General features: G+C 61.4%; 26 protein-coding genes and 1 pseudogene. 15 read left to right on the top strand and 12 right to left on the bottom strand.

The window, feature by feature from the left end:
- Window positions 1-207: 207 nt before the first annotated feature.
- Window positions 208-855 carry a hypothetical protein gene (locus AO268_RS19530; protein WP_076963353.1) on the bottom strand — a complete coding sequence of 216 codons (648 nt, stop codon included), beginning with the start codon at window positions 853-855 and terminating at the stop codon, window positions 208-210.
- A gap of 368 nt (window positions 856-1,223) precedes the next feature.
- On the opposite strand from AO268_RS19530, the gene coxB reads away from it, so the two are divergent.
- The 4 genes from coxB (at window position 1,224) to AO268_RS19510 (ending at window position 5,605) form a co-directional block, all read left to right on the top strand.
- Window positions 1,224-2,351: a cytochrome c oxidase subunit II gene (coxB, locus tag AO268_RS19525; protein WP_076963354.1), complete on the top strand. Its 1,128-nt coding sequence runs from the start codon at window positions 1,224-1,226 to the stop codon at window positions 2,349-2,351.
- A 58-nt stretch (window positions 2,352-2,409) separates the two neighbouring features.
- A complete protein-coding gene (gene ctaD, locus AO268_RS19520; RefSeq protein WP_029290313.1) occupies window positions 2,410-3,999 on the top strand; it encodes a cytochrome c oxidase subunit I in 1,590 nt (529 codons plus the stop codon).
- Between the two features lie 132 nt (window positions 4,000-4,131).
- Window positions 4,132-4,683, top strand: a complete 552-nt coding sequence (locus tag AO268_RS19515) for a cytochrome c oxidase assembly protein (protein ID WP_099169560.1) — start codon at window positions 4,132-4,134, stop codon at window positions 4,681-4,683.
- A gap of 34 nt (window positions 4,684-4,717) precedes the next feature.
- Window positions 4,718-5,605, top strand: a complete 888-nt coding sequence (locus tag AO268_RS19510) for a cytochrome c oxidase subunit 3 (protein WP_029290317.1) — start codon at window positions 4,718-4,720, stop codon at window positions 5,603-5,605.
- Between the two features lie 4 nt (window positions 5,606-5,609).
- On the opposite strand, the gene AO268_RS19505 is transcribed toward AO268_RS19510, so the two are convergent.
- A complete protein-coding gene (locus AO268_RS19505) occupies window positions 5,610-5,813 on the bottom strand; it encodes a twin transmembrane helix small protein (RefSeq protein WP_017528731.1) in 204 nt (67 codons plus the stop codon).
- A gap of 84 nt (window positions 5,814-5,897) precedes the next feature.
- Between AO268_RS19505 and AO268_RS19500 the strand changes: the two genes are divergently transcribed.
- The 5 genes and pseudogenes from AO268_RS19500 to AO268_RS19480 all read left to right on the top strand — a co-directional run bounded on the left by AO268_RS19500 (window position 5,898) and on the right by AO268_RS19480 (window position 9,806).
- Window positions 5,898-6,638 (top strand): SURF1 family protein, encoded by a 741-nt coding sequence (locus AO268_RS19500; RefSeq protein ID WP_099169559.1) that lies wholly within the window; start codon window positions 5,898-5,900, stop codon window positions 6,636-6,638.
- On the top strand, window positions 6,604-7,197 hold the full coding sequence (locus tag AO268_RS19495) for a hypothetical protein (protein ID WP_076963406.1): 594 nt from the start codon (window positions 6,604-6,606) through the stop codon (window positions 7,195-7,197). The genes AO268_RS19500 and AO268_RS19495 overlap by 35 nt, the downstream gene beginning before the upstream one ends.
- A 10-nt stretch (window positions 7,198-7,207) precedes the next feature.
- Window positions 7,208-8,262, top strand: a pseudogene (locus tag AO268_RS19490) (COX15/CtaA family protein).
- A gap of 12 nt (window positions 8,263-8,274) precedes the next feature.
- Window positions 8,275-9,174: a heme o synthase gene (cyoE, locus tag AO268_RS19485; RefSeq protein WP_076963359.1), complete on the top strand. Its 900-nt coding sequence runs from the start codon at window positions 8,275-8,277 to the stop codon at window positions 9,172-9,174.
- Window positions 9,171-9,806 (top strand): SCO family protein, encoded by a 636-nt coding sequence (locus AO268_RS19480; protein WP_099169557.1) that lies wholly within the window; start codon window positions 9,171-9,173, stop codon window positions 9,804-9,806. The genes cyoE and AO268_RS19480 overlap by 4 nt, the downstream gene beginning before the upstream one ends.
- Window positions 9,807-9,949: 143 nt before the next feature.
- On the opposite strand, the gene AO268_RS19475 is transcribed toward AO268_RS19480, so the two are convergent.
- Genes AO268_RS19475 through AO268_RS19465 form a run of 3 tightly spaced genes read right to left on the bottom strand, consistent with a single transcriptional unit; the run spans window position 9,950 to window position 12,455 of the window.
- Complete coding sequence (locus AO268_RS19475; protein ID WP_099169556.1) at window positions 9,950-10,723, bottom strand: MetQ/NlpA family ABC transporter substrate-binding protein; 774 nt, start codon at window positions 10,721-10,723, stop codon at window positions 9,950-9,952.
- A 50-nt stretch (window positions 10,724-10,773) separates the two neighbouring features.
- Window positions 10,774-11,448, bottom strand: a complete 675-nt coding sequence (locus tag AO268_RS19470) for a methionine ABC transporter permease (protein ID WP_099169555.1) — start codon at window positions 11,446-11,448, stop codon at window positions 10,774-10,776.
- Window positions 11,448-12,455 carry a methionine ABC transporter ATP-binding protein gene (locus tag AO268_RS19465; RefSeq protein ID WP_099169554.1) on the bottom strand — a complete coding sequence of 336 codons (1,008 nt, stop codon included), beginning with the start codon at window positions 12,453-12,455 and terminating at the stop codon, window positions 11,448-11,450. Before AO268_RS19465 ends, AO268_RS19470 begins: the two co-directional genes overlap by 1 nt.
- A gap of 265 nt (window positions 12,456-12,720) precedes the next feature.
- On the opposite strand from AO268_RS19465, the gene katE reads away from it, so the two are divergent.
- Entirely contained in the window at window positions 12,721-14,862 is a 2,142-nt protein-coding gene (katE, locus tag AO268_RS19460) for a catalase HPII (protein ID WP_099169553.1), read from the top strand.
- A gap of 95 nt (window positions 14,863-14,957) precedes the next feature.
- Here katE and AO268_RS19455 read toward each other — a convergent pair whose 3' ends face one another.
- The 4 genes from AO268_RS19455 to zur are packed head-to-tail and all read right to left on the bottom strand — an operon-like array spanning window position 14,958 to window position 17,763.
- A complete protein-coding gene (locus AO268_RS19455; RefSeq protein WP_099169552.1) occupies window positions 14,958-15,677 on the bottom strand; it encodes a PA5502 family lipoprotein in 720 nt (239 codons plus the stop codon).
- Between the two features lie 37 nt (window positions 15,678-15,714).
- Window positions 15,715-16,503, bottom strand: a complete 789-nt coding sequence (gene znuB / locus AO268_RS19450; protein ID WP_076963366.1) for a zinc ABC transporter permease subunit ZnuB — start codon at window positions 16,501-16,503, stop codon at window positions 15,715-15,717.
- Window positions 16,496-17,281, bottom strand: a complete 786-nt coding sequence (znuC, locus tag AO268_RS19445; RefSeq protein WP_099169551.1) for a zinc ABC transporter ATP-binding protein ZnuC — start codon at window positions 17,279-17,281, stop codon at window positions 16,496-16,498. The genes znuB and znuC overlap by 8 nt, the downstream gene beginning before the upstream one ends.
- Complete coding sequence (gene zur, locus AO268_RS19440; RefSeq protein ID WP_076963368.1) at window positions 17,281-17,763, bottom strand: zinc uptake transcriptional repressor Zur; 483 nt, start codon at window positions 17,761-17,763, stop codon at window positions 17,281-17,283. The genes znuC and zur overlap by 1 nt, the downstream gene beginning before the upstream one ends.
- A gap of 67 nt (window positions 17,764-17,830) precedes the next feature.
- Here zur and AO268_RS19435 point away from each other — a divergent pair, with 67 nt between their 5' ends.
- Complete coding sequence (locus AO268_RS19435) at window positions 17,831-18,751, top strand: zinc ABC transporter substrate-binding protein (RefSeq protein WP_169897650.1); 921 nt, start codon at window positions 17,831-17,833, stop codon at window positions 18,749-18,751.
- Window positions 18,752-18,894: 143 nt separating this feature from the next.
- Here the strand turns inward: AO268_RS19435 and AO268_RS19430 are convergent, their stop codons facing one another.
- Both AO268_RS19430 and AO268_RS19425 read right to left on the bottom strand, forming a co-directional pair.
- Entirely contained in the window at window positions 18,895-19,848 is a 954-nt protein-coding gene (locus AO268_RS19430; RefSeq protein WP_076963370.1) for a homoserine kinase, read from the bottom strand.
- A 56-nt stretch (window positions 19,849-19,904) separates the two neighbouring features.
- The gene (locus tag AO268_RS19425) at window positions 19,905-20,195 is read right to left on the bottom strand and encodes a DUF2782 domain-containing protein (RefSeq protein WP_076963371.1); all 291 of its coding nucleotides are present in this window, start codon (window positions 20,193-20,195) and stop codon (window positions 19,905-19,907) included.
- A gap of 74 nt (window positions 20,196-20,269) precedes the next feature.
- Here AO268_RS19425 and polA point away from each other — a divergent pair, with 74 nt between their 5' ends.
- Window positions 20,270-23,065 (top strand): DNA polymerase I, encoded by a 2,796-nt coding sequence (gene polA / locus AO268_RS19420; RefSeq protein ID WP_076963372.1) that lies wholly within the window; start codon window positions 20,270-20,272, stop codon window positions 23,063-23,065.
- Window positions 23,066-23,333: 268 nt separating this feature from the next.
- Here the strand turns inward: polA and yihA are convergent, their stop codons facing one another.
- Entirely contained in the window at window positions 23,334-23,975 is a 642-nt protein-coding gene (gene yihA, locus AO268_RS19415; RefSeq protein WP_076963373.1) for a ribosome biogenesis GTP-binding protein YihA/YsxC, read from the bottom strand.
- Between the two features lie 192 nt (window positions 23,976-24,167).
- Here yihA and AO268_RS19410 point away from each other — a divergent pair, with 192 nt between their 5' ends.
- From AO268_RS19410 to dsbA, 3 genes are all read left to right on the top strand, one after another.
- On the top strand, window positions 24,168-24,458 hold the full coding sequence (locus AO268_RS19410; RefSeq protein ID WP_076963374.1) for a c-type cytochrome: 291 nt from the start codon (window positions 24,168-24,170) through the stop codon (window positions 24,456-24,458).
- A gap of 46 nt (window positions 24,459-24,504) precedes the next feature.
- Window positions 24,505-25,119, top strand: coding sequence for a c-type cytochrome (locus tag AO268_RS19405; RefSeq protein WP_076963375.1), 615 nt, complete (start codon window positions 24,505-24,507; stop codon window positions 25,117-25,119).
- 200 nt (window positions 25,120-25,319) lie between these two features.
- Window positions 25,320-25,955 carry a thiol:disulfide interchange protein DsbA gene (dsbA, locus tag AO268_RS19400; RefSeq protein WP_076963376.1) on the top strand — a complete coding sequence of 212 codons (636 nt, stop codon included), beginning with the start codon at window positions 25,320-25,322 and terminating at the stop codon, window positions 25,953-25,955.

Below are 25,955 nucleotides of genomic sequence, written 5' to 3'. Positions count from 1 at the left end.
CTCGTGCTTCTAGCACTGCGGACTTACAGCTTGCCATCCACCCCTCTCACCTCAGAGTTTATTCCCAGATCAAGACACAAGCGGGCTTGTGTGGGAGCCGGGCTTGCCCGCGATGCAGGCACCGTGGTGTATCAGTTACACCGCGGTGATGCTATCGCGGGCAAGCCCGGCTCCCGCACACATTTGTTCTATGCCTGGCAGGAAAACTCAGGCCGGCTGATCCAGCTCCAACTCCACGCCCAATTGGCGCGACAGGCACGGCCAGCGCTTCCACGCGGCTTCCGTTGCCGGGCTCTTGAGCTGGTCGCGATAGGCCTCGACGGACTCCAGGGCGAAGCTTTCTTCATTGAGCATTTCATCCACCGCCAGGTGCACGGCTTCGTCCAACTGATTGGCAAATGCTTCGCCGATCAACTGGTGAGCAATCACGTTGGCAACGGTGGTATCCGCCGGAATCAACGGCTGGCCGAAATGCTTGATATACAAATCGTTTACTTCTTCCACCAGCCGATGGGCCAGGTAGGCCTCGTCCAGCAGGCCGTTGAGGCCTTCATGGGCGGCCAGGATGGCCGGTGGCTGGAGAAAGAAATGCTCGGCGATTTTCAGTACGGGCTTGATCTGGCTTTCGATCCCGGCTTCCCGGGCCACGTCGTTGGCGGCATCCAGCAGGTCCGGGACCTGATCGATGTAGGCAGTGACGAAGCGCGTCATTACGGCATTACGGTCACCCTCGGCCAGGGAAATGGCCGAGTGCAGGTGCGGTAACTGTGCGTCCAGTTGTTTGGCCAATTGGCCAGTGGACGCTTCGTGTTGATGGGCACGGGAAATCTGCTCGCGCAATGCGGCGGTGTTCATGAAAGCTCCAGGAATACGGGCGTAGGAAAGGGGATTGCATAAGGTAGCTCGTTTATACGAGCCCCTAAGATGCATTTGTCATAATTATTTCATGGTTATGCGCCGTGGTTATATCGAATAGCCATCGTTCGTCGGATAGGCCCTAAATCTGCGGGTCATCCAGCGCCGTTCGTCTCTTTTTACTGATTTGCCCTCATACATTGCGGGGTCGCAGTCGCTGTCTATACTCGGGTTTGTACGCAATTAGCTGATGACGCCCAACTGCATTTAGGCAGGCAAGGCTTGGCGGATGTAAGCAGTTTGGAAGCCGCCCCCTTGGCCGCAGGTGCAAACCGGCGGGATAACAAGAACGATAAGGGGAACCCGCAATGACGCGACATCCACATGTTTGGATGGGCTTACTCTTGTGGTCAGTATTCAGCCAGGCGCAAGCCGCCTGGACGGTGAATATGGCACCAGGGGCCACTGAAGTCAGTCACGCCGTGTTCGACCTGCACATGACCATTTTCTGGATCTGTGTGGTGATCGGCATCATCGTGTTTGGCGCCATGTTCTGGTCGATGATTATGCATCGCCGCTCCACGGGCCAGGTGGCGGCCAAGTTCCACGAAAGTACGACGGTGGAGATTCTCTGGACCGTAGTGCCCTTGCTGATCCTCGTCGCCATGGCTGTTCCGGCGACCAAGACCCTGATCAACATCTACGACAGCAGTGAGTCGGATATCGATATCCAGGTCACCGGCTATCAGTGGAAGTGGCACTACAAATACCTGGGCCAGGACGTCGAGTTCTTCAGCAACCTGGCCACCCCCGCCGAGCAGATTCATAACCAGGCTACCAAGGGCGAACACTACCTGCTGGAAGTCGACCAGCCGCTGGTGCTGCCGGTGGGCGCCAAGGTGCGCTTTTTGGTGACCGCCGCCGACGTGATCCACTCCTGGTGGGTGCCGGCGTTTGCGGTCAAGCGCGATGCCATCCCCGGCTTCGTCAACGAGGCCTGGACCCGGGTCGACAAGCCCGGGATCTACCGTGGCCAGTGTGCGGAGCTGTGCGGCAAGGACCACGGGTTCATGCCCATCGTGGTCGAGGTCAAGTCCAAGGCCGACTACGCAACCTGGCTCGACGAGCGCAAGGTCGAGGCTGCCAAGCTCAAGGAGCTGACCTCCAAAGAGTGGACGCTCGAAGAGCTGGTAGCCCGTGGCGACAAGGTCTACCACACCACCTGCGTGGCCTGTCACCAGGCCGAAGGCCAGGGCCTGCCGCCGATGTTCCCGGCGCTCAAAGGCTCGAAAATCGCCACTGGGCCGGCGGCAGACCACCTGAACATCGTCTACCACGGCAAGCCCGGCACGGCGATGGCGGCTTTCGGCAAGCAACTGTCGGAAGTCGATATTGCAGCGGTGGTGACTTACGAGCGTAACGCCTGGGGCAACAACAAAGGCGACATGGTCACGCCTAAAGACGTGCTGGCCATCAAACAGGCGCAAAGCCAATGAGCCTCTTCATTGCGTATGCCCTGAATCGCCCTACCCATCCGCTTGCAGGAGAACGGCCATGAGCACTGTGATCGATGACCACGGTCATGCCGCTGACCACGCCCACGGCCCCGCCAAGGGCCTGATGCGCTGGGTGCTGACCACCAACCACAAAGATATCGGGACCATGTACCTGTGGTTCAGTTTCGCCATGTTCCTGCTCGGCGGCTCGTTCGCCATGGTGATCCGCGCCGAGCTGTTCCAGCCGGGCCTGCAGATCGTCGAGCCGGCGTTCTTCAACCAGATGACCACCATGCATGGCCTGATCATGGTGTTTGGCGCGGTGATGCCGGCGTTTGTCGGCCTGGCCAACTGGATGATCCCGCTGATGATCGGTGCGCCGGACATGGCCCTGCCGCGCATGAACAACTTCAGCTTCTGGCTGCTGCCGGCGGCGTTCCTGCTGCTGGTCTCGACCCTGTTCAGCCCGGGCGGCGGGCCGAACTTTGGCTGGACCTTCTATGCCCCGCTCTCCACCACCTACGCCCCGGAAAGCGTGACGTTCTTTATCTTCGCCATCCACCTGATGGGTATCAGCTCGATCATGGGCGCGATCAACGTGGTCGCCACCATCCTCAACCTGCGTGCCCCGGGCATGACCCTGATGAAGATGCCGCTGTTTGTCTGGACCTGGCTGATCACCGCCTTCCTGCTGATTGCGGTGATGCCGGTGCTGGCCGGTTGCGTGACCATGATGCTGATGGATATCCACTTTGGCACCAGCTTCTTCAGTGCTGCTGGCGGCGGTGACCCGGTGTTGTTCCAGCATGTGTTCTGGTTCTTCGGCCACCCCGAGGTGTACATCATGATCCTGCCGGCCTTCGGCGCCGTCAGCTCGATCATCCCGACCTTTTCGCGCAAGCCGCTGTTTGGCTACACCTCGATGGTCTACGCCACGGCGAGCATCGCGTTCCTGTCGTTTATCGTGTGGGCGCACCATATGTTCGTGGTGGGTATTCCGTTGGTGGGCGAGTTGTTCTTCATGTACGCCACCCTGCTGATCGCGGTGCCCACCGGGGTCAAGGTGTTCAACTGGGTCAGCACCATGTGGCAAGGCTCGCTGACCTTTGAGACGCCGATGCTGTTTGCCGTGGCCTTTGTGATCCTGTTCACCATCGGCGGCTTTTCCGGGCTGATGCTGGCCATCGCCCCGGCGGACTTCCAGTACCACGACACCTACTTTGTAGTGGCGCATTTCCATTACGTACTGGTGCCCGGCGCAATCTTCGGGATCTTCGCCTCGGCCTACTACTGGCTGCCGAAATGGACCGGCCATATGTACGACGAAACCCTGGGCAAGCTGCATTTCTGGCTGTCGTTCGTGGGCATGAACATGGCGTTCTTCCCCATGCACTTTGTGGGGCTGGCCGGTATGCCGCGCCGGGTGCCGGACTACAACCTGCAGTTCGCCGACTTCAACATGGTGTCGTCGATTGGCGCCTTTATGTTCGGCGCCACGCAGATCTTCTTCCTGTTTATCGTGATCAAGTGCATCCGTGGCGGCAAGCCGGCGCCGGCCAAGCCGTGGGATGGCGCCGAAGGGCTGGAGTGGAGCATTCCTTCGCCAGCGCCGTATCACACCTTCACCACGCCGCCGGAGGTCAAATGAGCCCGGTCATGAAAACACCGCCGCCGCCCTGTGGGAGCGGGCTTGCCCGCGATGACGGCCTCAAAATCCGCCGCGCACTTGAAGCCCTCATCGCAGGCAAGCCCACAGAAAAGCCAAGAGCAGGTGGGCGCCATGGCTGACTCCGTGCCCCTCAACCGCCTGGTCACGCGCCTGTTGATCCTGGTGCTGGCGATGTTCGCCTTCGGCTTTGCCCTGGTGCCGATCTACGACGTGATGTGCAAGGCCTTCGGCATCAATGGCAAGACCGCCGGGCAGTACGAAGGCTCACAGGTGGTCGACCCGTCGCGCCAGATACGGGTGCAGTTCCTGTCGACCAATGCCATCGATATGGTCTGGGAGTTCCACTCCAAGGCCGACGAGATTGTGGTCAACCCCGGCGCGGTCAACGAAATGGTGTTCGTGGCCTTCAACCCCACCGACAAGCCGATGACGGCCCAGGCGATCCCGAGTATTTCCCCGGCCGAAGCGGCGATGTACTTCCACAAGACCGAGTGTTTTTGCTTTACCCAGCAAGTGCTGCAACCGGGAGAGCGCATCGAGATGCCGGTGCGCTTCATTGTCGATCGCGACATGCCCAAGGATGTGAAGCATTTGACCCTGGCGTACACGCTGTTCGATATCACTGCGCGCCAACCGCCCGTGGCTGTCCATACCGGCGGCTAGGCGTGCCTGCGGGCTCGATTAGGAGAACGGATACATGTCGACTCATGATACGTACTACGTACCAGCGCAAAGCAAGTGGCCAATAATTGCCACGTTTGGGCTGTTGATCACCGTGTATGGCCTGGGTGTATGGTTCAACGACCTCAAGGCGGCCCGCCCGGAATCCCACGGCCCGCTGATCTTTTTCGTCGGCAGCCTGCTGCTGGCCTACATGATGTTTGGCTGGTTTGGCGCGGTAATCAAGGAAAGCCGCGCCGGGTTGTACAGCGCGCAGATGGACCGCTCGTTCCGCTGGGGCATGACCTGGTTCATCTTTTCCGAGGTGATGTTTTTTATCGCGTTCTTTGGCGCGCTGTTCTATGTGCGGCACATGTCGGCGCCATGGCTGGCCGGCGAAGGGTCCAAGGGCATTGCCCATATGCTGTGGCCCAATTTCGAGTTCGCCTGGCCGTTGCTCAACAACCCGGACCCCAAGCTGTTCCCGGCGCCGGAAGGCACCATCAGCCCGTGGGGCCTGCCGCTGGTCAACACCATCTTGCTGGTGAGCTCCAGCGTGACCATCACCATCGCCCACCACGCCCTGCGCAAGGGCCATCGCGGCGCGCTGAAGATCTGGCTGGCGCTCACCGTGTTGCTGGGGGTTGCGTTCCTGGGGTTCCAGGCCGAGGAATATATCCACGCCTATAAAGAGCTGGGCCTGACCCTGGGCTCCGGGGTGTATGGCGCGACATTCTTCATGCTCACGGGCTTTCACGGCGCCCACGTGACCATCGGCACGATCATTTTGTTCGTGATGCTGATGCGCATCCTCAAGGGGCATTTCAATGCCGAGCATCAGTTCGGTTTCGAGGCGGCCAGTTGGTATTGGCACTTTGTCGACGTGGTGTGGATCGGGTTGTTTTTCTTCGTCTACGTGCTGTAGCGCCTTACCAGGGGGCGTGGGACACCAGTTGGCCGCTGAAGAACCCCCAGGTGATCAGCGCCAGGGTGATCACGGCCAGCACCACACGCACGGTCAAGGCGGTGACGAGGCGATTGGAGTGGCCCTCGTCCTTGACCAGGAAGAACAAGCCACTGAACAGGCTCACAACGGTAGCGATCAGCATCAGGGCAATGGCGGCTTTGAGCATGGTCAGGCTCCAGGGCTCTTATTTTGAGGGGCGGGCAATGAGATTCAGTATAGCCAGCGCAGCATCGACCTTCGTGGTAACGCCATGAAACGCTTTCGCCCCGGGATTGCGCCGACGTTGGTGGTGCTGGTGTTGCTGCCGCTGATGGTGTTCCTGGGTTTTTGGCAAGTGTCCCGTGGCCAGGAAAAACAGGCGCTGCTCCAGAGCTACGCCGAGCGTCGGGCGGCGCAGCCCATCAGCGTTGTGCAACTGGAGACAGTGGCGGATCCGGCCTTTCGCCGGGTGCAGTTGCGCGGGCAGTTCGACGCCGGGCACAGCGTGCTGCTGGATAACCGCATGCGCGACGGCAAGGCGGGCGTCGAGTTGTTGCAACCCTTTCATGACCAGGCCAGCGGCCAGTGGCTGCTGCTCAATCGCGGCTGGCTACCGTGGCCGGATCGGCGCACGCCGCCAGCCTTCACCACCCCGGACCAGCCTTTGAATATCAACGCCTGGGTGTATGTCGCCCCCGGCGAGACGTTCCAGTTGCATGCCGACCCGGCAGCCGCGCAATGGCCGCGCCTGTTGACGGCGTTGCACCCGCAGGTGTTGTGGGCCGAGCTGGAGCGTAGCGGGTTTGCCTTTGAGCTGCGGGCCGAAGCGGGCCCCGCGACCTATGAAACCCAGTGGCCGGTAGTGGCCATGGGGCCGGAAAAACACCTGGGGTATGCCGTGCAGTGGTTCGCCATGGCGCTGGCGCTGCTGGGCCTTTACCTCTACCTCGGCTGGCACAACGCAAGGGAGAAGCACCATGGGAGCGGCCATGAATCCACTCAACATGTCTGACACGCCGGCGGCGCCCAATCGCAGCAAGGGGCGCTGGCAACTGATCCTGATCCTGCTGATGGTGATCGGCCCGATGGTGCTGGCGACCCTGATGTACAAGTTGCAGTTCTGGGTGCCGGACAACCGCAGCGATCATGGCGAGATGATCGGTAATGGCCAGACCCGCGCCGATATCGGCGTGCAGGCCGACGAGCAGCGCTGGCAACTGCTGGTCACCGCGCCTGCGGCCTGCGCCGCCGATTGCCGGCAGTTGGTCTACCTTGCGCGCCAACTGCAGATCGGCCTGGGGCGTGATGCGTCCCGCGCCAGCCATGCCCTGGCCAGTGCGCAGCCGGTCGGCGCCGAGTATGAGGCCAAGTTGCAGGCCGAGTATCCGCAGTTGCAGCGTTTGCCCCTGGACCTGCCGACTTTCAAGCAGAACGCTGCCGCACCGGGTGATGCGCAACTGTGGATCGTCGACCCCCACGGCAACCTGGTGCTGCGCTACGACGCCCGGGTCAAGGGCAAGGACCTGCTCAACGACCTGCGCCACCTGCTGAAACTGTCGAATATCGGATAAGGGCATCGTCATGGCCAAACCTGGATTTCGCCTCGCGCTGTTTGCCACCCTGCTGGCGCTGATTGTGGTGCTTTTGGGCGCCTACACGCGCCTGACCCATGCCGGCCTCGGTTGCCCGGACTGGCCGGGTTGCTATGGCTTTATCAGCGTGCCGAAAAGCGAGGCCCAACTGGCCCATGCCGAGCTGCACTTTCCCGACGCGCCGGTGGAGGCCGACAAGGGCTGGAACGAGATGATCCATCGTTATGCGGCGGGCACCCTGGGGCTGTTGATCGCGCTGTTGGCCACCCGTGCCTGGACCCATCGGCGGCATCCGGGGCAACCCTTGAAGCTGCCGTTGTTCCTGCTGGCGGTGGTCTTCGCCCAGGCGGCCTTTGGCATGTGGACCGTGACCCTCAAGCTGTGGCCGCAGGTGGTCACCGGGCATTTGCTGGGGGGCTTCGCCACCTTGAGCCTGTTGTTTCTGCTGACCCTGCGCCTGTCCGGGGTCTTGCCGGCGCTGATCGTACCCCGGCGCTTGCAGTATTGGGCCACGGCCGGCCTGGTGCTGGTGATCGGGCAGATTGCCCTGGGTGGCTGGGTCAGTTCCAACTATGCGGCGGTGGCCTGTATCGACTTGCCGACCTGCCATGGCGAGTGGTGGCCGGCGGCGGACTTTGCCAATGGCTTCCACCTGACCCAGCATATCGGCCCCAACTACCTGGGCGGGCAACTGGACAGTGATGCACGCACGGCGATTCACCTGACCCATCGCCTGGGCGCGCTGGTGGTGACTGTGGCGCTGCTGGGCCTGGCCTGGCAGCTCAAGGCGGTGGGCATGACCCGCCTGGCGGGCCTGCTGCTGGCCGCCCTGGCCGTGCAGATCGGCCTGGGCTTGAGCAATGTGTACTTTCATTTGCCGCTGCCGGTGGCGGTCGCCCATAACGCCGGCGGTGCAGCCTTGTTGCTGACCCTGGTGCTGGTCAATTACCACGCCCGTACCAGCCTGGTGCGGGTCCGTCATCAGGTGCCGTTCGGTTGGCGCTTCAGCCCGCGCAAACACGTCTCGGGCCTGATTACTCTTAAAGGAGAGATGCCATGGCGACCTTGATTGGCGCACGTCACAGCCAGGCGATCTGGCGCGACTACCTGGAGCTGACCAAGCCCAAGGTGGTAGTGCTGATGCTGATCACCTCGCTGGTGGGCATGTTTCTCGCCACCCGCGCCGGGGTGCCGTGGCCGGTGCTGATCTTCGGCAACCTGGGGATTGCCCTGTGTGCCGGCGGCGCGGCGGCGGTCAACCATGTGGTGGACCGGCGCATCGACGCACTGATGGCGCGCACCCACAAGCGGCCGCTGGCTGAAGGCCGGGTTTCCCCGGCCGCCGCGCTGATATTTGCCCTGGCGCTGGCAGTGGCCGGGCTGGGCCTGTTGCTGGCGTTTACCAACCCCTTGGCGGCCTGGCTGACCCTGGCCTCGCTGCTGGGCTATGCGGTGATCTACACCGGCTTTCTCAAGCGGGCGACGCCGCAGAACATCGTGATCGGCGGCCTGGCCGGCGCGGCGCCACCGTTGCTCGGCTGGGTGGCGGTCACCGGGCATGTGAGTGCCGAACCGTTGCTGCTGGTGCTGATTATCTTTGCCTGGACCCCACCACACTTCTGGGCCCTGGCCATCCATCGCAAGGAGGAATACGCCAAGGCCGATATCCCGATGCTGCCGGTAACCCACGGCGAGCACTACACCAAGGTGCATATCCTGCTCTATACCTTCGCGCTGCTGGCGGTGAGCCTGATGCCCTATGTGATCCACATGAGCGGGCTGTTGTACCTGGGTTGTGCGCTGGTTTTGGGCGCACGCTTTCTGCAATGGGCCTGGGTGCTGTACCGTGGCAGTCGGCCGCACGCGGCGATCAATACCTTCAAGTACTCTATCTGGTACCTGTTTTTGCTATTTATCGCCCTGCTCGTAGACCACTACTTATTGTTGAACCTATGACTCGAACTCAAAAAACTGTCTTTATCCTGGTGGCCCTGGTGGCGTTGATCATGGGCCTGACCGTCAACAAAGTCCTGTCTGGCAAAGGCCAGGGCGACCCTACGGCGTTGGTCGACGCAGGGATTATCCTGCTGCCGCAAAGCCGCCAGCTGCCGCCTGTGACCATGACCAACCAGGACGGCCAGCCGGTGCTGGTCAATGAGTTGAAGGGCAAGTGGAGCGTGCTGTTCTTTGGCTACACCTTCTGCCCGGACATCTGCCCGACCACCCTCGCCCAGCTGCGGCAGATCAAGAGCGAGTTGCCCAAGGACGTGGTGGATAAGCTGCAGGTGATCCTGGTCAGCGTTGACCCGCACCGCGATACCCCGACCCAGCTCAAGCAGTACCTGAGCTACTTCGATCCGCAATTTGCAGGGTTGACCGGGGCGAATGTGGAGGATGTGCAGAAGGTCTCGAATGCGGTGAGCATTCCGTTTATCCCGGCGGATACCAGCAAGCCGAACTACACCGTCGACCACAGCGGCAATCTGGCGTTGATCGGGCCGGATGGTGCCCAGCGTGGGTTTATCCGTGCGCCGTTGAATAACCAGAAGCTGGTGGCGCAGTTGCCGGGGTTGTTGCAGCGCAACTAGCTGACAACACCGATCAAGTGTGGGAGCAGGCTTTCCTGCGATAGCGGCAGGGCAGCCAGCCCCTTGGGTGCTGACCCACCGTTATCGCAGGAAAGCCAGCTCCCACACTTTGCTTTGCTCGGCTTCAGAGAGCGTATTTCAGATCAGAACGCCGGCAGGATCGCGCCTTTGTACTTCTCGTTGATGAACTTCTTCACTTCTGGAGTGTGCAGGGCCTTGACCAGCTTCTGCACCGCATCCGAATCCTTGTTGTCCTCGCGGGTTACCAGGATGTTGACGTAAGGCGAGTCGTTGCCTTCGATCGCCAGGGCATCCTTGGACGGGTCCAGTTTGGCTTCCAGGGCGTAGTTGGTGTTGATCAGCGCCAGGTCGACCTGGGTCAGCACGCGCGGCAGGGTGGCGGCTTCCAGTTCGCGGAATTTCAGGCCTTTTTCGTTGCCGGTGATGTCCTTGATGGTCGACAGGATATCGGTCGGTTTCTTCAAGCTGATCAGGCCCTTGTTGGCCAGCAGCAGCAACGCACGGCCGCCGTTGGTGGCGTCGTTGGGGATCACCACGTTGGCGCCGTTCGGCAGCTCGGCCAGGGTCTTGTACTTGCTGGAGTAGGCGCCCAGTGGCTCCAGGTGCACGCCGGCCACGCTCACCAGGTGGGTGCCCTTGGCCTTGTTGAACTCATCCAGGTACGGCTGGTGCTGGAAGAAGTTGGCGTCCAGGCGCTTCTCGGCCACTTGTACGTTCGGCTGCACGTAGTCGGTGAACACCTTGACCTTCAAGTCCACGCCTTGCGCGGCCAGGGCCGGCTTCACGAACTCAAGGATCTCAGCGTGCGGCACCGGTGTGGCGGCGACCGTCAGGGTCTCGGCGGCATGGGCGGAAAACGCGGCAACCGCGGCGAAAGCAACCAGTAGTTTTTTCATCCAACAAGCTCCTTGTTCGGGCATTTGCCGGCGGTGGCCGGCCATGGCCGTTATTTTCGAGAATAGTGGGTCACCAGCTTATCGCCGATGGTTTGCAGAATCTGCACCAGCACAATCAACATCACCACGGTGACGATCATCACGTCATCCTGGAAGCGCTGGTACCCATAACGGATCGCCAGGTCACCCAGGCCACCAGCACCCACCACACCCGCCATGGCGGTGTAGCCCACCAGGGCAATGGCGGTCACGGTGATTGCCGCAATGATGCCGGGTTTGGCCTCGGGCAGCAGCGCCTTGGTGATGATCTGCCGCGTGGTCGCGCCCATGGCCTGGGTCGCCTCGATAATGCCGCGATCGACCTCGCGCAGGGCGGTTTCCACCAGCCGTGCGAAGAACGTCGAAGCGCCGACCACCAGCGGTGGAATCGCGCCGGCCACGCCCAGCGAAGTGCCCGTGAGAAACACGGTCGTCGGGATCATCACAATCAGCAGAATGATAAACGGCAGAGAACGGATGGCGTTGACCACGAAGGCCAGGGCGGCATAGGTGGCTTTTTGCTCCAGCAACTGGCGTGGGCTGAACAGAAACAGCAGGATGCCCAATGGCAGGCCCACCAACACGGTGAAAAACAGCGAGGTGCCGAGCATCAGCAGGGTGTCGTTGGTGGCCACCCAGATATCGGCCCAGTCGACGTTGTCGAAATAATGCAGTAGCACGTCCATTAACGCAGGACCTCCATGTGCACATCGGCGGCGGTAAAGCGCGCGAACGCCGCTTCCATGTCACCGCCGGTGATGGCCAGGGTCAGTTGCCCGTAAGGGGTATCTTTGATGTGGTCGATGCGACCGGCGAGGATGCTGTAGTCCACACCCGTTTCGCGGGCGACGGTGCCCAGCAGGGGCGCGTAGGTCGCTTCGCCCTGGAACGTCAGGCGCACGATGCGGCCTGGTACATGGGCGAATACATCGCGCTGCTCGCCTTCATCAACCTGCTCGGCTTCCTGCACAAAACGCTTGGTGGTCGGGTGCGTGGGGTGCAGGAACACCTGGGCCACCGGGCCCTGCTCGACAATCACCCCGGCATCCATCACCGCGACCTGGTCGCAGACACGGCGGATCACGTCCATTTCATGGGTGATCAACACGATGGTCAGCTTCAGCTCGCGGTTGATCTCGGCCAGCAATTGCAGGACCGAGGCGGTGGTCTGTGGGTCGAGGGCACTGGTGGCTTCGTCGCACAGCAGGATTTTCGGCTTGGTGGCCAGGGCGCGGGCGATGCCGACGCGCTGTTTCTGGCCGCCGGACAACTGCGCCGGGTACTTCTTGGCGTGGTCGGCCAGGCCGACCCGGTCCAGCAGTTCGGCCACACGCGCATCGATCTCGCGGCGCGACAGTTCGCCCGCCAGGGTCAGTGGCAGCGCCACGTTGTCGGCGACGGTCTTGGAGGCCAGCAGGTTGAAGTGCTGGAAGATCATCCCGACCTGCTGCCGGAAACGGCGCAGGCCGTTGGCATCCAGGGCGGTGACGTCTTCGTCATCGACCTTGATCTGGCCGCCCGAAGGCTCTTCCAGGCGATTGATCAGGCGCAGCAGGGTACTTTTTCCTGCACCGGAGTGGCCGATCAGGCCAAACACCTGGCCGTTCTCGACACGCAGGCTGGTGGGGTGCAGTGCGGGGATATCCTTGCCGGCGACCCGGTAGGTTTTATGGACGTTATGAAACTCGATCACGTAGCGAACCTTGTGGGGCGCATTGAAAAGGGATCAGCGGTTAGCCGGGCGCGCATTTTAGCCTGTCCGTATAGTGTTTCTTAGCATTTATTTCGTATTCAACCAGCGATTTGGCAATAACGCGATCAAAGGTCATAAAAAAGGAACGGTAAAAACCCCCATCAGTCACTACATAAGCAACTCGACTTCCCGGGTGCCGTGCCCGGGGTTTTGCTCAAACGGGCCAGGGATCGCCCTGGACTACGCAAACGAGGAGTTTTGACTGATGAGCACCAAGAAACCCGTCGCGCCACCCAAGAGCGCGCTTGCAGGCACCGACACCCTGGACCGTGGCAACACCAATGCCAAGCTGCACAGCCTGGAAAAATTCCGTTCCGACGCCACTGGCCAGGCGCTGCGCACCAACCAGGGGGTGAAAGTCTCCGATAACCAGAACAGCTTGAAGGTCGGCGCTCGCGGCCCTTCGCTGCTGGAAGATTTCATCATGCGTGAAAAGATCACGCACTTTGACCATGAGCGTATCCCGGAGCGCATCGTGCATGCCCGCGGTGTGGGGGCCCATGGTTACTTTCAGTCCTACGAGAACCATTCAGCACTGACCAAGGCTGGCTTCCTACGGGATCCCGGGCATAAAACCCCGGTATTCGTGCGATTTTCCACGGTACAAGGGCCACGCGGCTCAGGTGATACCGTGCGCGATGTACGCGGCTTTGCGGTGAAGTTCTACACCGAAGAGGGCAACTTCGACCTGGTTGGCAACAATATGCCGGTGTTTTTTATCCAGGACGCCATCAAGTTCCCGGACTTCGTGCACGCGGTAAAACCCGAGCCCCATAACGAAATGCCCACGGGCGGTTCGGCCCACGATACGTTCTGGGACTTTGTGTCGCTGGTGCCGGAGTCGGCGCATATGGTGATCTGGGCCATGTCCGATCGGGCGATCCCGAAAAGCCTGCGCAGCATGCAGGGGTTTGGTGTGCACACCTTTCGTTTGATCAATGCCAAAGGGGTGTCCAACTTCGTCAAGTTTCATTGGCGCCCTACGGTGGGCACCTGTTCGCTGGTGTGGGATGAGGCGCAAAAACTGGCAGGCAAGGATACCGACTTCCACCGGCGTGACCTGTGGGAGGCCATCGAGGGTGGTGACTATCCCGAATGGGAGTTGGGGGTGCAGGTCATTCCCGAAGAAAACGAGCATAAGTTCGACTTCGACCTCCTTGACCCGACCAAGCTGATCCCTGAAGAGCTGGTGCCGATCATGCCGCTGGGCAAGATGGTGCTCAATCGCAACCCGGACAACTACTTTGCCGAGACCGAGCAAGTAGCCTTCTGCCCAGGGCATATCGTGCCGGGTATCGACTTTTCCAATGATCCGCTGCTGCAAGGTCGCCTGTTTTCCTACACCGACACGCAGATCAGCCGTCTAGGTGGCCCGAACTTTCATGAGTTGCCGATCAATCGGCCAGTAGTGCCGTTCCATAACGGCCAGCGTGATGCGATGCACCGCTCGACCATCGACAAGGGGCGTGCGTCCTATGAGCCCAACTCGATTGATGGCGGCTGGCCCAAGGAAACCCCGCCGGCAGCGCAGGATGGCGGTTTTGAAAGCTATCCAGAGCGCGTCGATGCGCACAAGGTCCGCCAGCGCAGCGAGTCGTTCGGCGATCACTTTTCCCAGGCGCGCCTGTTCTTCAACAGCATGAGCCCGCACGAGCAGGAGCACATCATCGCGGCCTACAGCTTTGAGCTGGGCAAGGTCGAGCGTGAGTTTATCCGGGCGCGCCAGGTCAATGAGATCCTGGCCAATATCGATCTGGGGCTGGCCAAGCGCGTGGCGCAGAACCTCGGCCTGCCGGCGCCGAAAAAAGGCACCGTGGCAGTGCGCAAGACCGCGCCAGAACGCTCGCCGGCCTTGAGCCAGGCCAATCTGCTGTCGGGGGATATCAAGACGCGCAAGGTGGTGATCCTGGCGGCCAATGGTGTGGATGGGGCAGCCATCGCCGCGTTGCAAAAGGCGCTGGCCAAGGAAGGCGCCCATGCCAAGCTGCTGGGGCCGACCTCGGCGCCAGTAACCACGGCCGATGGCAAGCACCTGGCGGTGGATGCCTCGATGGAAGGCTTGCCGTCGGTGGCGTTCGACGCGGTGTTTGTGCCGGGTGGGGCGAAGTCGATCCAGGCCTTGAGTAGCGATGGCGTGGCGTTGCATTACCTGTTGGAGGCCTACAAGCATTTGAAGGCGATTGCCTTGGCCGGTGAGGCGAAGCAGTTGTTGGCGGTGTTGAAGCTGGAGGCTGATGCGGGCTTGATTGTGGGCGGGGATGCCAAGGCGTTGAAGGCGTTTATTGCGGCGATTGCCCTGCATCGGGTCTGGGAACGGGAGCCTAGGGCCAAGGCGGTTCCGGCTTAAGTCATTGGTTGCTTGATAGGGCGCCATCGCGGGCAAGCCCGCTCCCACATTTGAAATGTATTCCAATGTGGGAGCGGGCTTGCCCGCGATTGGCGTCAGTCGGCTTTACGCGGAATCAGCACAACCTGCGCCGGAATATGCTTGAGGATCTGCCGGTGAATCTTCAGGTCATACCCTGAATCTATCCGCTTCACTCGTTTGCTCAGCAGCGTGTTCAGCCACGGGTAATCCTCGGTGCGCGGCACCTGGAGGCTCACATCACACTGGTAATTCACCACATCGGTGGCGATGGCATCCAGTTGATGGCGCAATTGCTGGATATCCGTGAGGTTCAGCGCAACCGTGGTGCTTTCGGCGGCGGGGTCGATGACCTTGGCCGGTGGCTTGGCTTCGGCGGCTTTGAGGGCGGCCTCGGCTTTATCCAGCTCAGCCTTGCGGGCGTGGGCGATGGCGCTGTTGACCCCGCCAGTCAGCGCCGGAGCCTTGGGCATCAAGGCCCGGGCGCGGCTCAGGGCTGTGGCGGCGGCGTTGACATCACCTTTTTGCAGGACGATCTGGCTACGCTGCAGATAGGCTTCGGCCAGTTGGCGCTGGTAAGACTCCAGCGTTGCATCGTCAGGCGACTGGGCCTGCAACGCAGCGAGTTGGTCTTCGGCGGTGGCCAGCTCACTGCTGGCCAGGTTTTGTTCCAGCTGTGCAATGGCCGCAGCGCGCGCGTCCGGCGCCTCGGGGGCAGCGGGCGGGGTGCTTTGGCAGGCGCCCAGCAGCAGGGAAAATGCGGCAAGGAGCAGATAACGGGAGGTGAACGGCTTCATTCCTGCGACTCTCTAATTGCGCAAAAAGCGAGCAAGTCTACACCCCTCGACGGGGCAGGACAAAACTCAGCAGAAACAGTGCGGCGGCCGTGACCACAATCGACGGCCCGGCCGGGGTGTCCTTGAACCAGGACAGCGCCAGGCCACCACACACGGCGAGCATCCCCAGCAAACTGGCGCCAATCGCCATCTGTTCCGGCGAGCGTGCATGACGCTGGGCGGCGGCAGCGGGGATGATCAATAGCGACGTGATCAACAATACGCCGACAATCTTCATTGCGACAGCAATCACCACCGCGATCAGCAACATCAGGGTCATGCGCAGTGCGGGTACGGGCAAGCCTTCGACGGTGGCCAGTTGTTCGTGGACGGTAATGGCCAGCAGCGGGCGCCACAGGGCCACCAGCAGGATCAATACCGCCGCGCTGCCGCCGAGAATCCAGGCCAGGTCCGTAGGGCTGATCGCCAGCAGGTCGCCGAACAGATAGGCCATCAGGTCGATGCGCACTTCATGCATAAAGCTCAGCACCACCAGGCCCAGGGACAGGGTGCTCGGTGCAAGGATCCCCAGCAGGGTGTCCGAGGCCAGGGGCTGGCGCTGTTGCAGGGTCACCAGCAGCACCGCCAGCAGCAGGCAGCCGACGGTTACCGCGATGGTCGGGCTGACGTCCAGCAAAAAGCCCAGGGCCACGCCGAGCAGGGCCGCGTGGGACAAGGTATCGCCAAAGTAGGCCATGCGCCGCCAGACCACGAACGAACCCAACGGGCCCGCCACCAGCGCCAAAGCCAAGCCTGCAAGCAGGGCGTAGAGCAGAAAGTCAGCCATGCTTGCAGCCATCTCCGTGGACGTGGGTATGAGGGGCGACCGGATCGGCGACTACCGCGCCATGTAGGTCATGGGCGTGGTCGTGATGGTGGTGGTAGATCGCCAGGCTCTGGGCATTCTTGCCGAACAGCTCGACAAAGGCCGGGTCGCCGCTGACCTGCTCCGGGTGGCCGGAACAGCAGACGTGGCGATTGAGGCATACCACCTGGTCGGTGGTGCTCATTACCAGATGCAAGTCGTGGGACACCATCAGCACGCCGCAGCCATGCCGGTCGCGCAGGCGGGTGATCAGGCTGTAGAGCTCGGCCTGGCCGGCCACGTCGACGCCTTGCACCGGCTCATCGAGCACCAGCAACTCGGGTTCGCGCAGCAGGGCGCGGGCCAGCAGCACGCGCTGCATTTCGCCGCCGGAGATGCTTTGTACCGGGCTGTCGATCACCTGCTCGGCGCCGACTTCCTTGAGCGCGGCCAGGGCGCGGGCGCGGTCCACGCCAGGCACCAGGCGCAGGAAGCGCAGCACCGACAGTGGCAAGGTCGGATCGACGTGCAGTTTTTGCGGCATGTAGCCGATGCGCAGCCTGGGCTTGCGCCAGACACTGCCGCTGTCGGGCTTGAGCAGGCCGAGTACGGCACGCACCAGGGTGGTCTTGCCCGCGCCGTTGGGGCCGATCAGGGTGACGATCTGCCCCGGCTCGACGCTCAGGTCAATGTTGTCCAGCACGTTCTGGCCGGCGAACGTGACGCCGACCTGTTCCAGGCGGATTAGCGCAGTGCTCATCAAGCCCCCTGGCAGCCCGAGCAGATGCCGACCACTTCGACGGTCTGCCCTTCGACCTGGAAGCCGACATCGCTGGCACTCTTGATAATCGCGTCGCTGATGCTTTTTTGTTCAAGCTCGATGGCGGCGTGGCATTCGCGGCAGATCAGGAACTGGCCCTGGTGCGCATGTTCCGGGTGGTTGCAGCCGACAAAGGCGTTGAGTGAGGCGATGCGGTGCACCAGGCCGTTTTCCAGCAGGAAGTCCAGCGCACGGTACACCGTGGGCGGCGCGGCGCGGCGGCCGTCCTGCTCGCTGAGCACGCCGAGAATGTCGTAGGCGCCCAGCGGCTTGTGGCTCTGCCACACCAGTTCCAGCACCCGCCGGCGCAGGGCAGTCAGGCGCAGGCCTTGGCGTGCGCACAGGGCGTCGGCCTCTGACAGTGCGTTGTGCACGCAGTGAGAGTGGTCATGGGGGCGGCTGGCAAGCGGTGTTTTAGGCATGAGCGGCGACAGATATTTGTGAGAGACGTTATTATGTTACCCGTTCCTGCTGACTTGAGTGCTCATCGTGTCCCGACTTTTTGCCGTTTTTGTCGTATTTGTCACCAGTTTATTGATGGCCGGGGCTGCCCAGGCCGAGGTTCGGGTGCTCACCAGCATCAAACCGTTACAGCTGATTGCCGCTGCGGTGCAGGACGGCGTGGCGATTCCAGAGGTGCTGTTGCCACCGGGCGCCTCGCCGCATAACTACGCATTGCGCCCATCCGACGTACGGCGTGTGCAATCGGTGGACCTGCTGTATTGGATCGGCCCGGACATGGAAGGCTTCCTGCCACGGGTCCTCAAGGGGCGCGGCTTGCCGACGGTGGCGGTGCAGGAGCTGCCGGGCCTGAAACTGCGGTATTTCGCCGAAGATAAGCACGCCCATGGCGAAGAAGCCGACGACCATGATCACGACCATCGCCCCGGCAGCCTGGATGCCCACCTGTGGTTGTCGCCGCTGAATGCGCGGGTGATCGCCAGCAAAATGGCGGCGGACTTGAGCGCCGCAGACCCCGCCAACGCGGCGCGCTACCAGAGCAACCTGCAAGCCTTCGAGGCGCGCCTGGATGCCTTGGACCTGCGTTTGAAGGCGCGCCTGGCGGGGATCGCCGGCAAGCCTTACTTCGTGTTCCATGAAGCCTTCGACTACTTTGAACAGGCTTACGGCCTCAAGCACACCGGTGTGTTCAGCGTGGCTGCCGAGGTGCAACCGGGGGCCCAGCATGTGGCCGCGATGCGCACGCGCCTGCAGGAAGTGGGCAAGACCTGTGTGTTCAGCGAACCCCCCTTGCGCCCGCGCCTGGCCGAGACCCTGGTGGCCGGCCTGCCGGTGAAACTGGCGGAACTGGATGCCCTGGGCGGCTACACCCCGGCCACGGGCCAGGGGTATGAGCAGTTGCTGGAGAAGCTGGGCAATGATTTGGCAGGGTGCCTGGAGTCACTGTAACAGGCGACATAGAACCCCTGTAGGAGCGGGCTTGTGTGGGAGCGGGCTTGCCCGCGATAGCGGTGTATCAGGCGCTCATTAAGGTGACTGACACACCCTCATCGCGGGCAAGCCCGCTCCCACACAAGCCCGCTCCCACAGCGTCAGAGGGCGAGCGGCAGTTGCAGAGTGACCTGCTGGCGCTGCTCCAGCAGCTGTTGAAGCTCTACCGGATCGTGGATCAACACGTCCTGCCCCGCAAACGTCTGCGCCGCAATCAGCCGTGACAGCCAGAACCGCACACACGCCACGCGCAACATCGTCGGCCACAGCTCGGCTTCCTTGGTGCTGAACGGGCGCAGTGCCGCGTAGGCGCCCAGCAGTGCGCGGGCGCGGTGGCCGTCGATCACCCCGGCGGCGTCCGAGCACCAGTCATTCAGGGCAATCGCTACGTCGTACAGCATCGGCCCGGAACACGCGTTGTAGAAGTCGATCAACCCGGTCAGGTGGGTGCCTTCAAACATGGCGTTGTCGCGGAACAGGTCGGCGTGGATATTGGCCTGTGGCAGCGTGAGGATCTGCCCTTTGTGCTGCCGGATTTCATCCAGTGCCAGTTGCAACAACTGCTGTTGGTGGGCGTCGAGGTGCGAAATCAGCTGTGCGCCCTCGTCGAGCATCCAGTCCAGCCCGCGATCGGTCTTGCGCTCCAGCACCTTGTCGCCTTGGGTGGCCAGGTGCAAGTGGCCGAGCAACTCGCCCACTTGTACACAATGCTGGGCGTTGGCGTCCTGGATATGCTTGCCCGCCAGGCGCGGTTGCAGCAGCGCCGGCTTGCCCGCCAATTCGCGTAGGGCCACGCCATCGGTGGTGCGCAGGGCGTAAGGCACAGGCAGGTCGGCGTCGTGGAGCACATCGAGCAGTTCGATGAAGAACGGCATTTCCTGCACAGGGCCGCGCTCAACCAGGGTCAGGACGAATTCGCCCTGTTCCAGGCTGATAAAGAAGTTGGTGTTTTCGCTACCAGCGGCAATCCCCTGGAAATCGAGCAGGCGGCCGAGCCCATAAGGGGCGAGAAAGGTTTCCAGCTCGGGCCGAGCCAGGGGGGTGAACACAGACATGGTTAAAACTGCCAGTACGGGCGCCACAGGCCGCAGCGCCGATTAAAATTAAGAAATCATTTCCATTCAAAGATCTTCCATGACGGGATCAGCATATCCGGCTGGTCCGAGCGGATGAAGTTCGCATCGGTTCCGTCCGCGCGCACCAGGAAATACGGGGGCGCGCCTTTGGGCGTTACCTTGATGGCATACAGAAAGCCGTTTTGGCGGTATTCCTGGATGGTCTTGTCGCCTTCCGTGCGAATGGTAACTTGCGGGTCGCCCGAAGGAGCATCGTCTGCCGCCATGGCAGCCATCGGAGCGAGTGCAATCAAGCTGGTCAACAGCAGGCGATTGAATGTACGCATGATAACCTTGTCCCTTTGTTGTCATTGGTCCGGCTATTCTAGCGCCTGACCCGCCGAAAAGGTTGATCCTGCTCATGAGCCAAGCCCCCCTCGTCCTGGTGGACGGTTCTTCATATCTGTACCGCGCCTTCCACGCGCTGCCGCCGCTGACCACCTCCCAAGGCCTGCCGACCGGTGCGGTCAAGGGCGTGTTGAACATGCTCAAAAGCCTGCGCAAGCAGTACCCGGACAGCCCGTTCGCGGTGGTGTTCGATGCCAAGGGTGGGACATTTCGCGATGACATGTACGCCGAATACAAGGCCAACCGCCCGAGCATGCCCGATGACATGCGCGTGCAGATCGAGCCGCTGCACCAGAGCGTAATTGCCCTGGGCTTCCCGCTGCTGTGCGTCGAAGGCGTTGAAGCCGACGACGTGATCGGCACCCTGGCCCGCAGCAGCGCGGCTGCCGACCGCCCGGTGGTGATCTCCACAGGTGACAAGGACATGGCACAGCTGGTCGACGGGCACATTACCCTGGTCAACACCATGACCGGTAGCGCCATGGACATCGACGGCGTAAAGGAGAAATTTGGGGTCGCTCCCGAGCAGATCATCGACTATCTGGCACTGATGGGCGATTCCTCCGACAACATCCCGGGTGTTCCTGGTATCGGTCCTAAGACCGCTTCGGGACTGCTGGTCGGTGTGAACGGCGGTTTGAAAGAGCTCTACGAGCAGCTCGATATTGTCCCGACCCTGCCGATCCGTGGGGCCAAGACCCTGCCGGCCAAGCTGGAAGAGCACAAGGAGATGGCGTTCCTGTCCTACCAGTTGGCGACGATCAAGGTCGATGTGCCATTGGCTGTCGGCCTGGACGATTTGCACCTGATCGAGCCGGATCGCGAGAAGCTGCTTGAGCTGTACACCCTGCTGGAGTTCAAGAGCTGGATCGATGAGATTCAGCGCGACGCCAAGCGGGTCGAGCTCAAGGCCGCCGCTGACGTTGCGCCGGCCCAGGTTGCAGTTGAGGCCCAAGCGCCTGTGGCCCCGGTCCAGGCGCAGTACGAGACCATCCTCGACCAGGCCCGTTTTGACGTCTGGCTGAAAAAACTCAATGACGCGAAATTGTTTGCCTTCGATACCGAAACCACCGGTATCGATGCCCAGCAGGCGCAACTGGTGGGGGTTTCGTTTGCCGTGCAGGCCAATGAAGCGGCCTACATCCCGCTGACCCATTCCTACATCGGCGTGCCTGAGCAACTGGATCGCGATACGGTGTTGTTGGCGCTCAAGCCGTTGCTGGAGGACCCGAACAAGCTCAAGGTCGGCCAGCACGCCAAATTCGACATGAACATCCTGGCCAATTGCGCCATCGGCGGCGACCCGGCGCACGGCATCACCGTGCGCGGCATCGCCTTCGACACCATGCTCGAATCCTACGTGCTGAACTCCACGGCGACCCGCCACGACATGGACAGCCTGGCGAAGAAGTACCTGGAGCATGACACCGTCAGTTTCCAGGACATCGCTGGTAAAGGCGCCAAGCAGCTGACCTTCGACCAGATTGCCTTGGAACAGGCCGGCCCCTACGCCGCCGAAGATGCCGATGTGACCCTGCGCCTGCACCTGGCGCTGTATGAGCAACTCAGCGCCTTGCCGAGCCTGGCCAGCGTGCTGACAGATATCGAGATGCCATTGGTGCCGGTACTGGCGCGGATCGAGCGCCAGGGAGCCCTGGTGGATGCCGCGTTGCTTGGCGTGCAGAGCATCGAGCTGGGCAACAAGATGGTGGAACTGGAGCGCCAGGCGTATGAGATCGCCGGCGAAGAGTTCAACCTCGGTTCACCCAAGCAATTGGGGGCGATCCTCTACGAAAAACTCGGGCTGCCGGTATTGAAGAAGACTGGCAAGGGCCAGGCCTCTACCGCCGAGGAAGTGCTGGCCAAACTGGCCGAAGATGACTATCCATTGCCCAAGGTGCTGATGCAGTACCGCAGCATGAGCAAACTCAAAAGCACCTACACCGACCGTTTGCCCGAGCAGATCAACCCGCGCACCGGGCGTATCCACACCTCTTATCACCAGGCCGTGGCCGCCACCGGGCGCTTGTCGTCCAGTGATCCGAACCTGCAGAACATCCCGGTGCGCACCGCCGAAGGCCGGCGGATCCGCCAGGCATTCGTTGCGCCCAAGGGCTACAAACTGCTGGCGGCGGACTATTCGCAGATCGAACTGCGGATCATGGCGCACCTGTCCAAGGACGAGGGCTTGCTCAACGCCTTCCGCGATAACCTGGATGTGCACACGGCCACGGCGGCCGAGGTGTTCAAGGTCGAGTTGGGCGAGGTCACGTCCGACCAGCGCCGCAGCGCCAAGGCGATCAACTTCGGCCTGATCTACGGCATGGGTGCGCAGAAGCTGGGCAAGGACATTGGCGTCGATACCAAGACGGCCAAGGCCTACATCGATGTGTACTTCGCCCGCTACCCGGGGGTGCGCGAGTACATGGAACGCACCCGCGCCCAGGCATCCGACCAAGGCTATGTGGAAACCCTGTTCGGACGTCGCCTGTACTTGCCGGATATCCACTCCAACAAGCCGCAGGAGCGCGCGGGCGCCGAACGCACCGCGATCAACGCGCCGATGCAGGGCACTGCCGCCGATATCATCAAGAAGGCCATGGTCAAGGTCGACAACTGGCTGACGGAGTCGGGGCTCGACGCTAAGGTCATCCTGCAGGTGCACGATGAATTGGTACTGGAGGTCCGCGAAGACCTGGTGGCCGAGGTCAGCGAGAAGATTCGCGAGCACATGAGCAGTGCCGCGCAACTGGATGTGCCGCTGCTGGTGGAAGTCGGGGTGGGGGATAACTGGGACGAGGCGCACTGATCGGCTGGCACGGCTGCGGCATGACGTCGCAGCTGTGCCTGTTAGATCGGAAAGCTCCGAGGGTTATTTCCAATAGTTTTGCGCTGTGCCGGAACTTAACCCATGAAAAGTCACTCAGAGTTACTGAATGGGTGGTGAAGCCCTTCAATGCTCCTATGTTGTGTTAAGTGTTGGCAGATATCTGGACCCCGCCCTAGCGGTCCGGAACTTGGACCCCGAACTTCCCCTCCCCATACGAAGTCCGGGGTTTTTTTTGCCCGCAGAAAAGTTACTCGGCCAGTTCTGCGCCCTTGTCCGCCAGCTCCATCCAGCCGGCCAGCACGGTATAGGCATCTTCCAGGCCCATGCGCTTGGGCGCCGAGAACAGCTGGATGGTGATTGCATCACCCCAACCTTTACGGATTTGCGCCTGCACTTTGAGCAAGGTGCCCTTGGCGGCGCCGTAGGTCAGCTTGTCGGCCTTGGTCAGCAAAATGTGCATCGGCATGCCGCTGGCGACTGCCCAATCGAGCATCAACAGGTCGAAGTCGGTCATGGGATGACGGATATCCATCATCAGGATCAGCCCTTTCAGGCTTTCGCGGCCACCCAGGTAGGCTTCCAGGTGACGCTGCCAGTGCAACTTCAATGGGATAGGGACTTTTGCGTAACCGTAGCCCGGCAGGTCGACCAGACGCCGATCATCGTCTAGCTTGAAGAAGTTGAGCAACTGTGTGCGGCCCGGGGTTTTCGAGGTGCGAGCCAGGCTGGCATGGGTCAGGGTGTTGAGCGCGCTGGACTTGCCGGCGTTGGAGCGCCCGGCGAAGGCCACTTCAAAGCCTTCGTCGTCGGGGCATTGGTCGACTTTGGCGGCGCTGAGCATGAACGTGGACTGTTGGCACAGACCGAGGATGGGGTTCTTGAGTTGCATGGGATTTCCGATGTGGGCGGTGCCGGGAATGGGTGCGGCAAGTAGTGTCGTTCCCGTTTCAGTGGCGCCAGTATATAATGCCGCAGATTTTGTGTGTGCTTTGTCCCAGCGAAGGATGAAGTTCACGGGAGCGATAGACCTTTATTGCGCATTAGAACGCAAAACGCTTCCAAACCCTGAAAAGGTCGACGTATGACCCAGTGGCTGCTAGCTGTCGGTGTCCTGTTACCACTTTACAGTGCGCAGGCTACACAGGATCCGGAAGCTGTGTACAACCGCGTTTGTGCGGCTTGTCATGCCGGGCAGTTGCCAATGGCCCCCAAGCGGGGTGACCAGGCAGCCTGGGCGCCGAGACTGGCGCAAGGCATGGATACGCTGGTGCAGCGTGTGACCCAGGGTTTCAAGGCGATGCCGCCGCGTGGTTTGTGCATGGAATGCCGTGCCGAGGATTACCAGGCCATCATCCTTTTGATGAGCGAGTAGACCCGGTCCATAACTCTATAACCTTTAGCCGTAATTGGATTAGCTGATGAACAAATTGATCGTGAGTCTGCTGTTGACCTTGGGCATCACTGGTGTTGCCCATGCTGCAGGTGACGCTACTGCTGGCCAGACAAAGGCCGCCGTATGTGGTGCCTGCCATGGACCGGATGGCAACAGCCCGGCACCCAACTTTCCAAAACTGGCGGGCCAGGGTGAGAAATACCTGACCAAGCAGATGCACGACATCAAGGACGGCAAGCGCACGGTCCTGGAAATGACCGGCTTGCTGACCAACCTCAGCGATCAGGACCTGGCGGATATCGCGGCGTACTACGCCAGCCAGGCCGGCAGTGTGGGCGCGGCAGATCCGAAACTGGTCGCCCGTGGTGAACAATTGTTCCGTGGCGGCAACCTGGACAAAGGCCTGCCGGCTTGTACCGGTTGCCACTCCCCGGACGGTTCGGGTAACGCCGCAGCAGGCTTCCCGCACCTGGGTGGCCAGCACGCCCAGTACATCGCCAAGCAATTGACTGATTTCCGCAAGGAAGACGCCGGTCGGGCCAACGATGGCGATGCCATGACCATGCGTACCATCGCGCGTAAGATGAGTGACGAAGACATTGCAGCGGTAGCCAGCTACATCCAAGGCTTGCACAAGTAAGGCCTGGATAAACCTGCGTTGCAAGGGCCGACATGCCGTGTAACGTTAACGCTCGATTAATCCGTTGATGCAAGCATAAAAAGGGTAGCTGCGGCTGCCCTTTTTTGTGGCTGCTACCGTTACACTAACGAACTCATGCCCGTGCCGGCCTGTCATAAAAAAGGTCGCGCGAGGCGACTTTATTTGTCCAGGAGTAAAGCATGCGTAAATTGATCCTCAGCGCCGCTCTCGTCACTGCCAGCCTGTTCGGCATGACCGCCCAAGCTGCCGATGTGCCGCTTGAAGCGGGTAAAACCTATGTTGAATTGACCAATCCAGTGCCGGTTTCCGTGCCGGGCAAGATCGAAGTCGTAGAGCTGTTCTGGTATGGCTGCCCGCATTGCTACTCTTTTGAACCCACCATCAACCCTTGGGCCGAGAAGCTGCCATCGGACGTGAACTTCAAGCGCATCCCGGCCATGTTCGGCGGCCCTTGGGATGCCCACGGCCAGATGTTCCTGACCTTGGAAGCCATGGGTGTGGAGCATAAGGTTCACGGCGCGGTGTTCGATGCGATCCAAAAACAAGGCAAGCGCCTGACCAAGCCTGAAGAAATGGCTGACTTCCTCGCCACCCAGGGCGTGGACAAGGACAAGTTCCTCACCACCTTCAACTCCTTTGCCATCAAGGGCCAGGTCAAACAGGCTAAGGACCTTGCGCAGAAGTACGGCGTGCAAGGCGTGCCAACCCTGATCGTCAACGGCAAGTACCGCTTTGACCTCGGCTCCACCGGCGGTCCTGAAGCGACCCTCAACGTTGCTGACCAGTTGATCGCCAAAGAGCGCGCAGCCAAGTAA

Origin of the sequence: Pseudomonas sp. ICMP 8385, assembly GCF_002699915.1 — a bacterium.
Classification (GTDB): domain Bacteria; phylum Pseudomonadota; class Gammaproteobacteria; order Pseudomonadales; family Pseudomonadaceae; genus Aquipseudomonas; species Aquipseudomonas gessardii.
The sequence above is the reverse complement of the archived record's forward strand: the minus strand, read 5'-3'. Positions and strand labels throughout refer to the sequence as shown.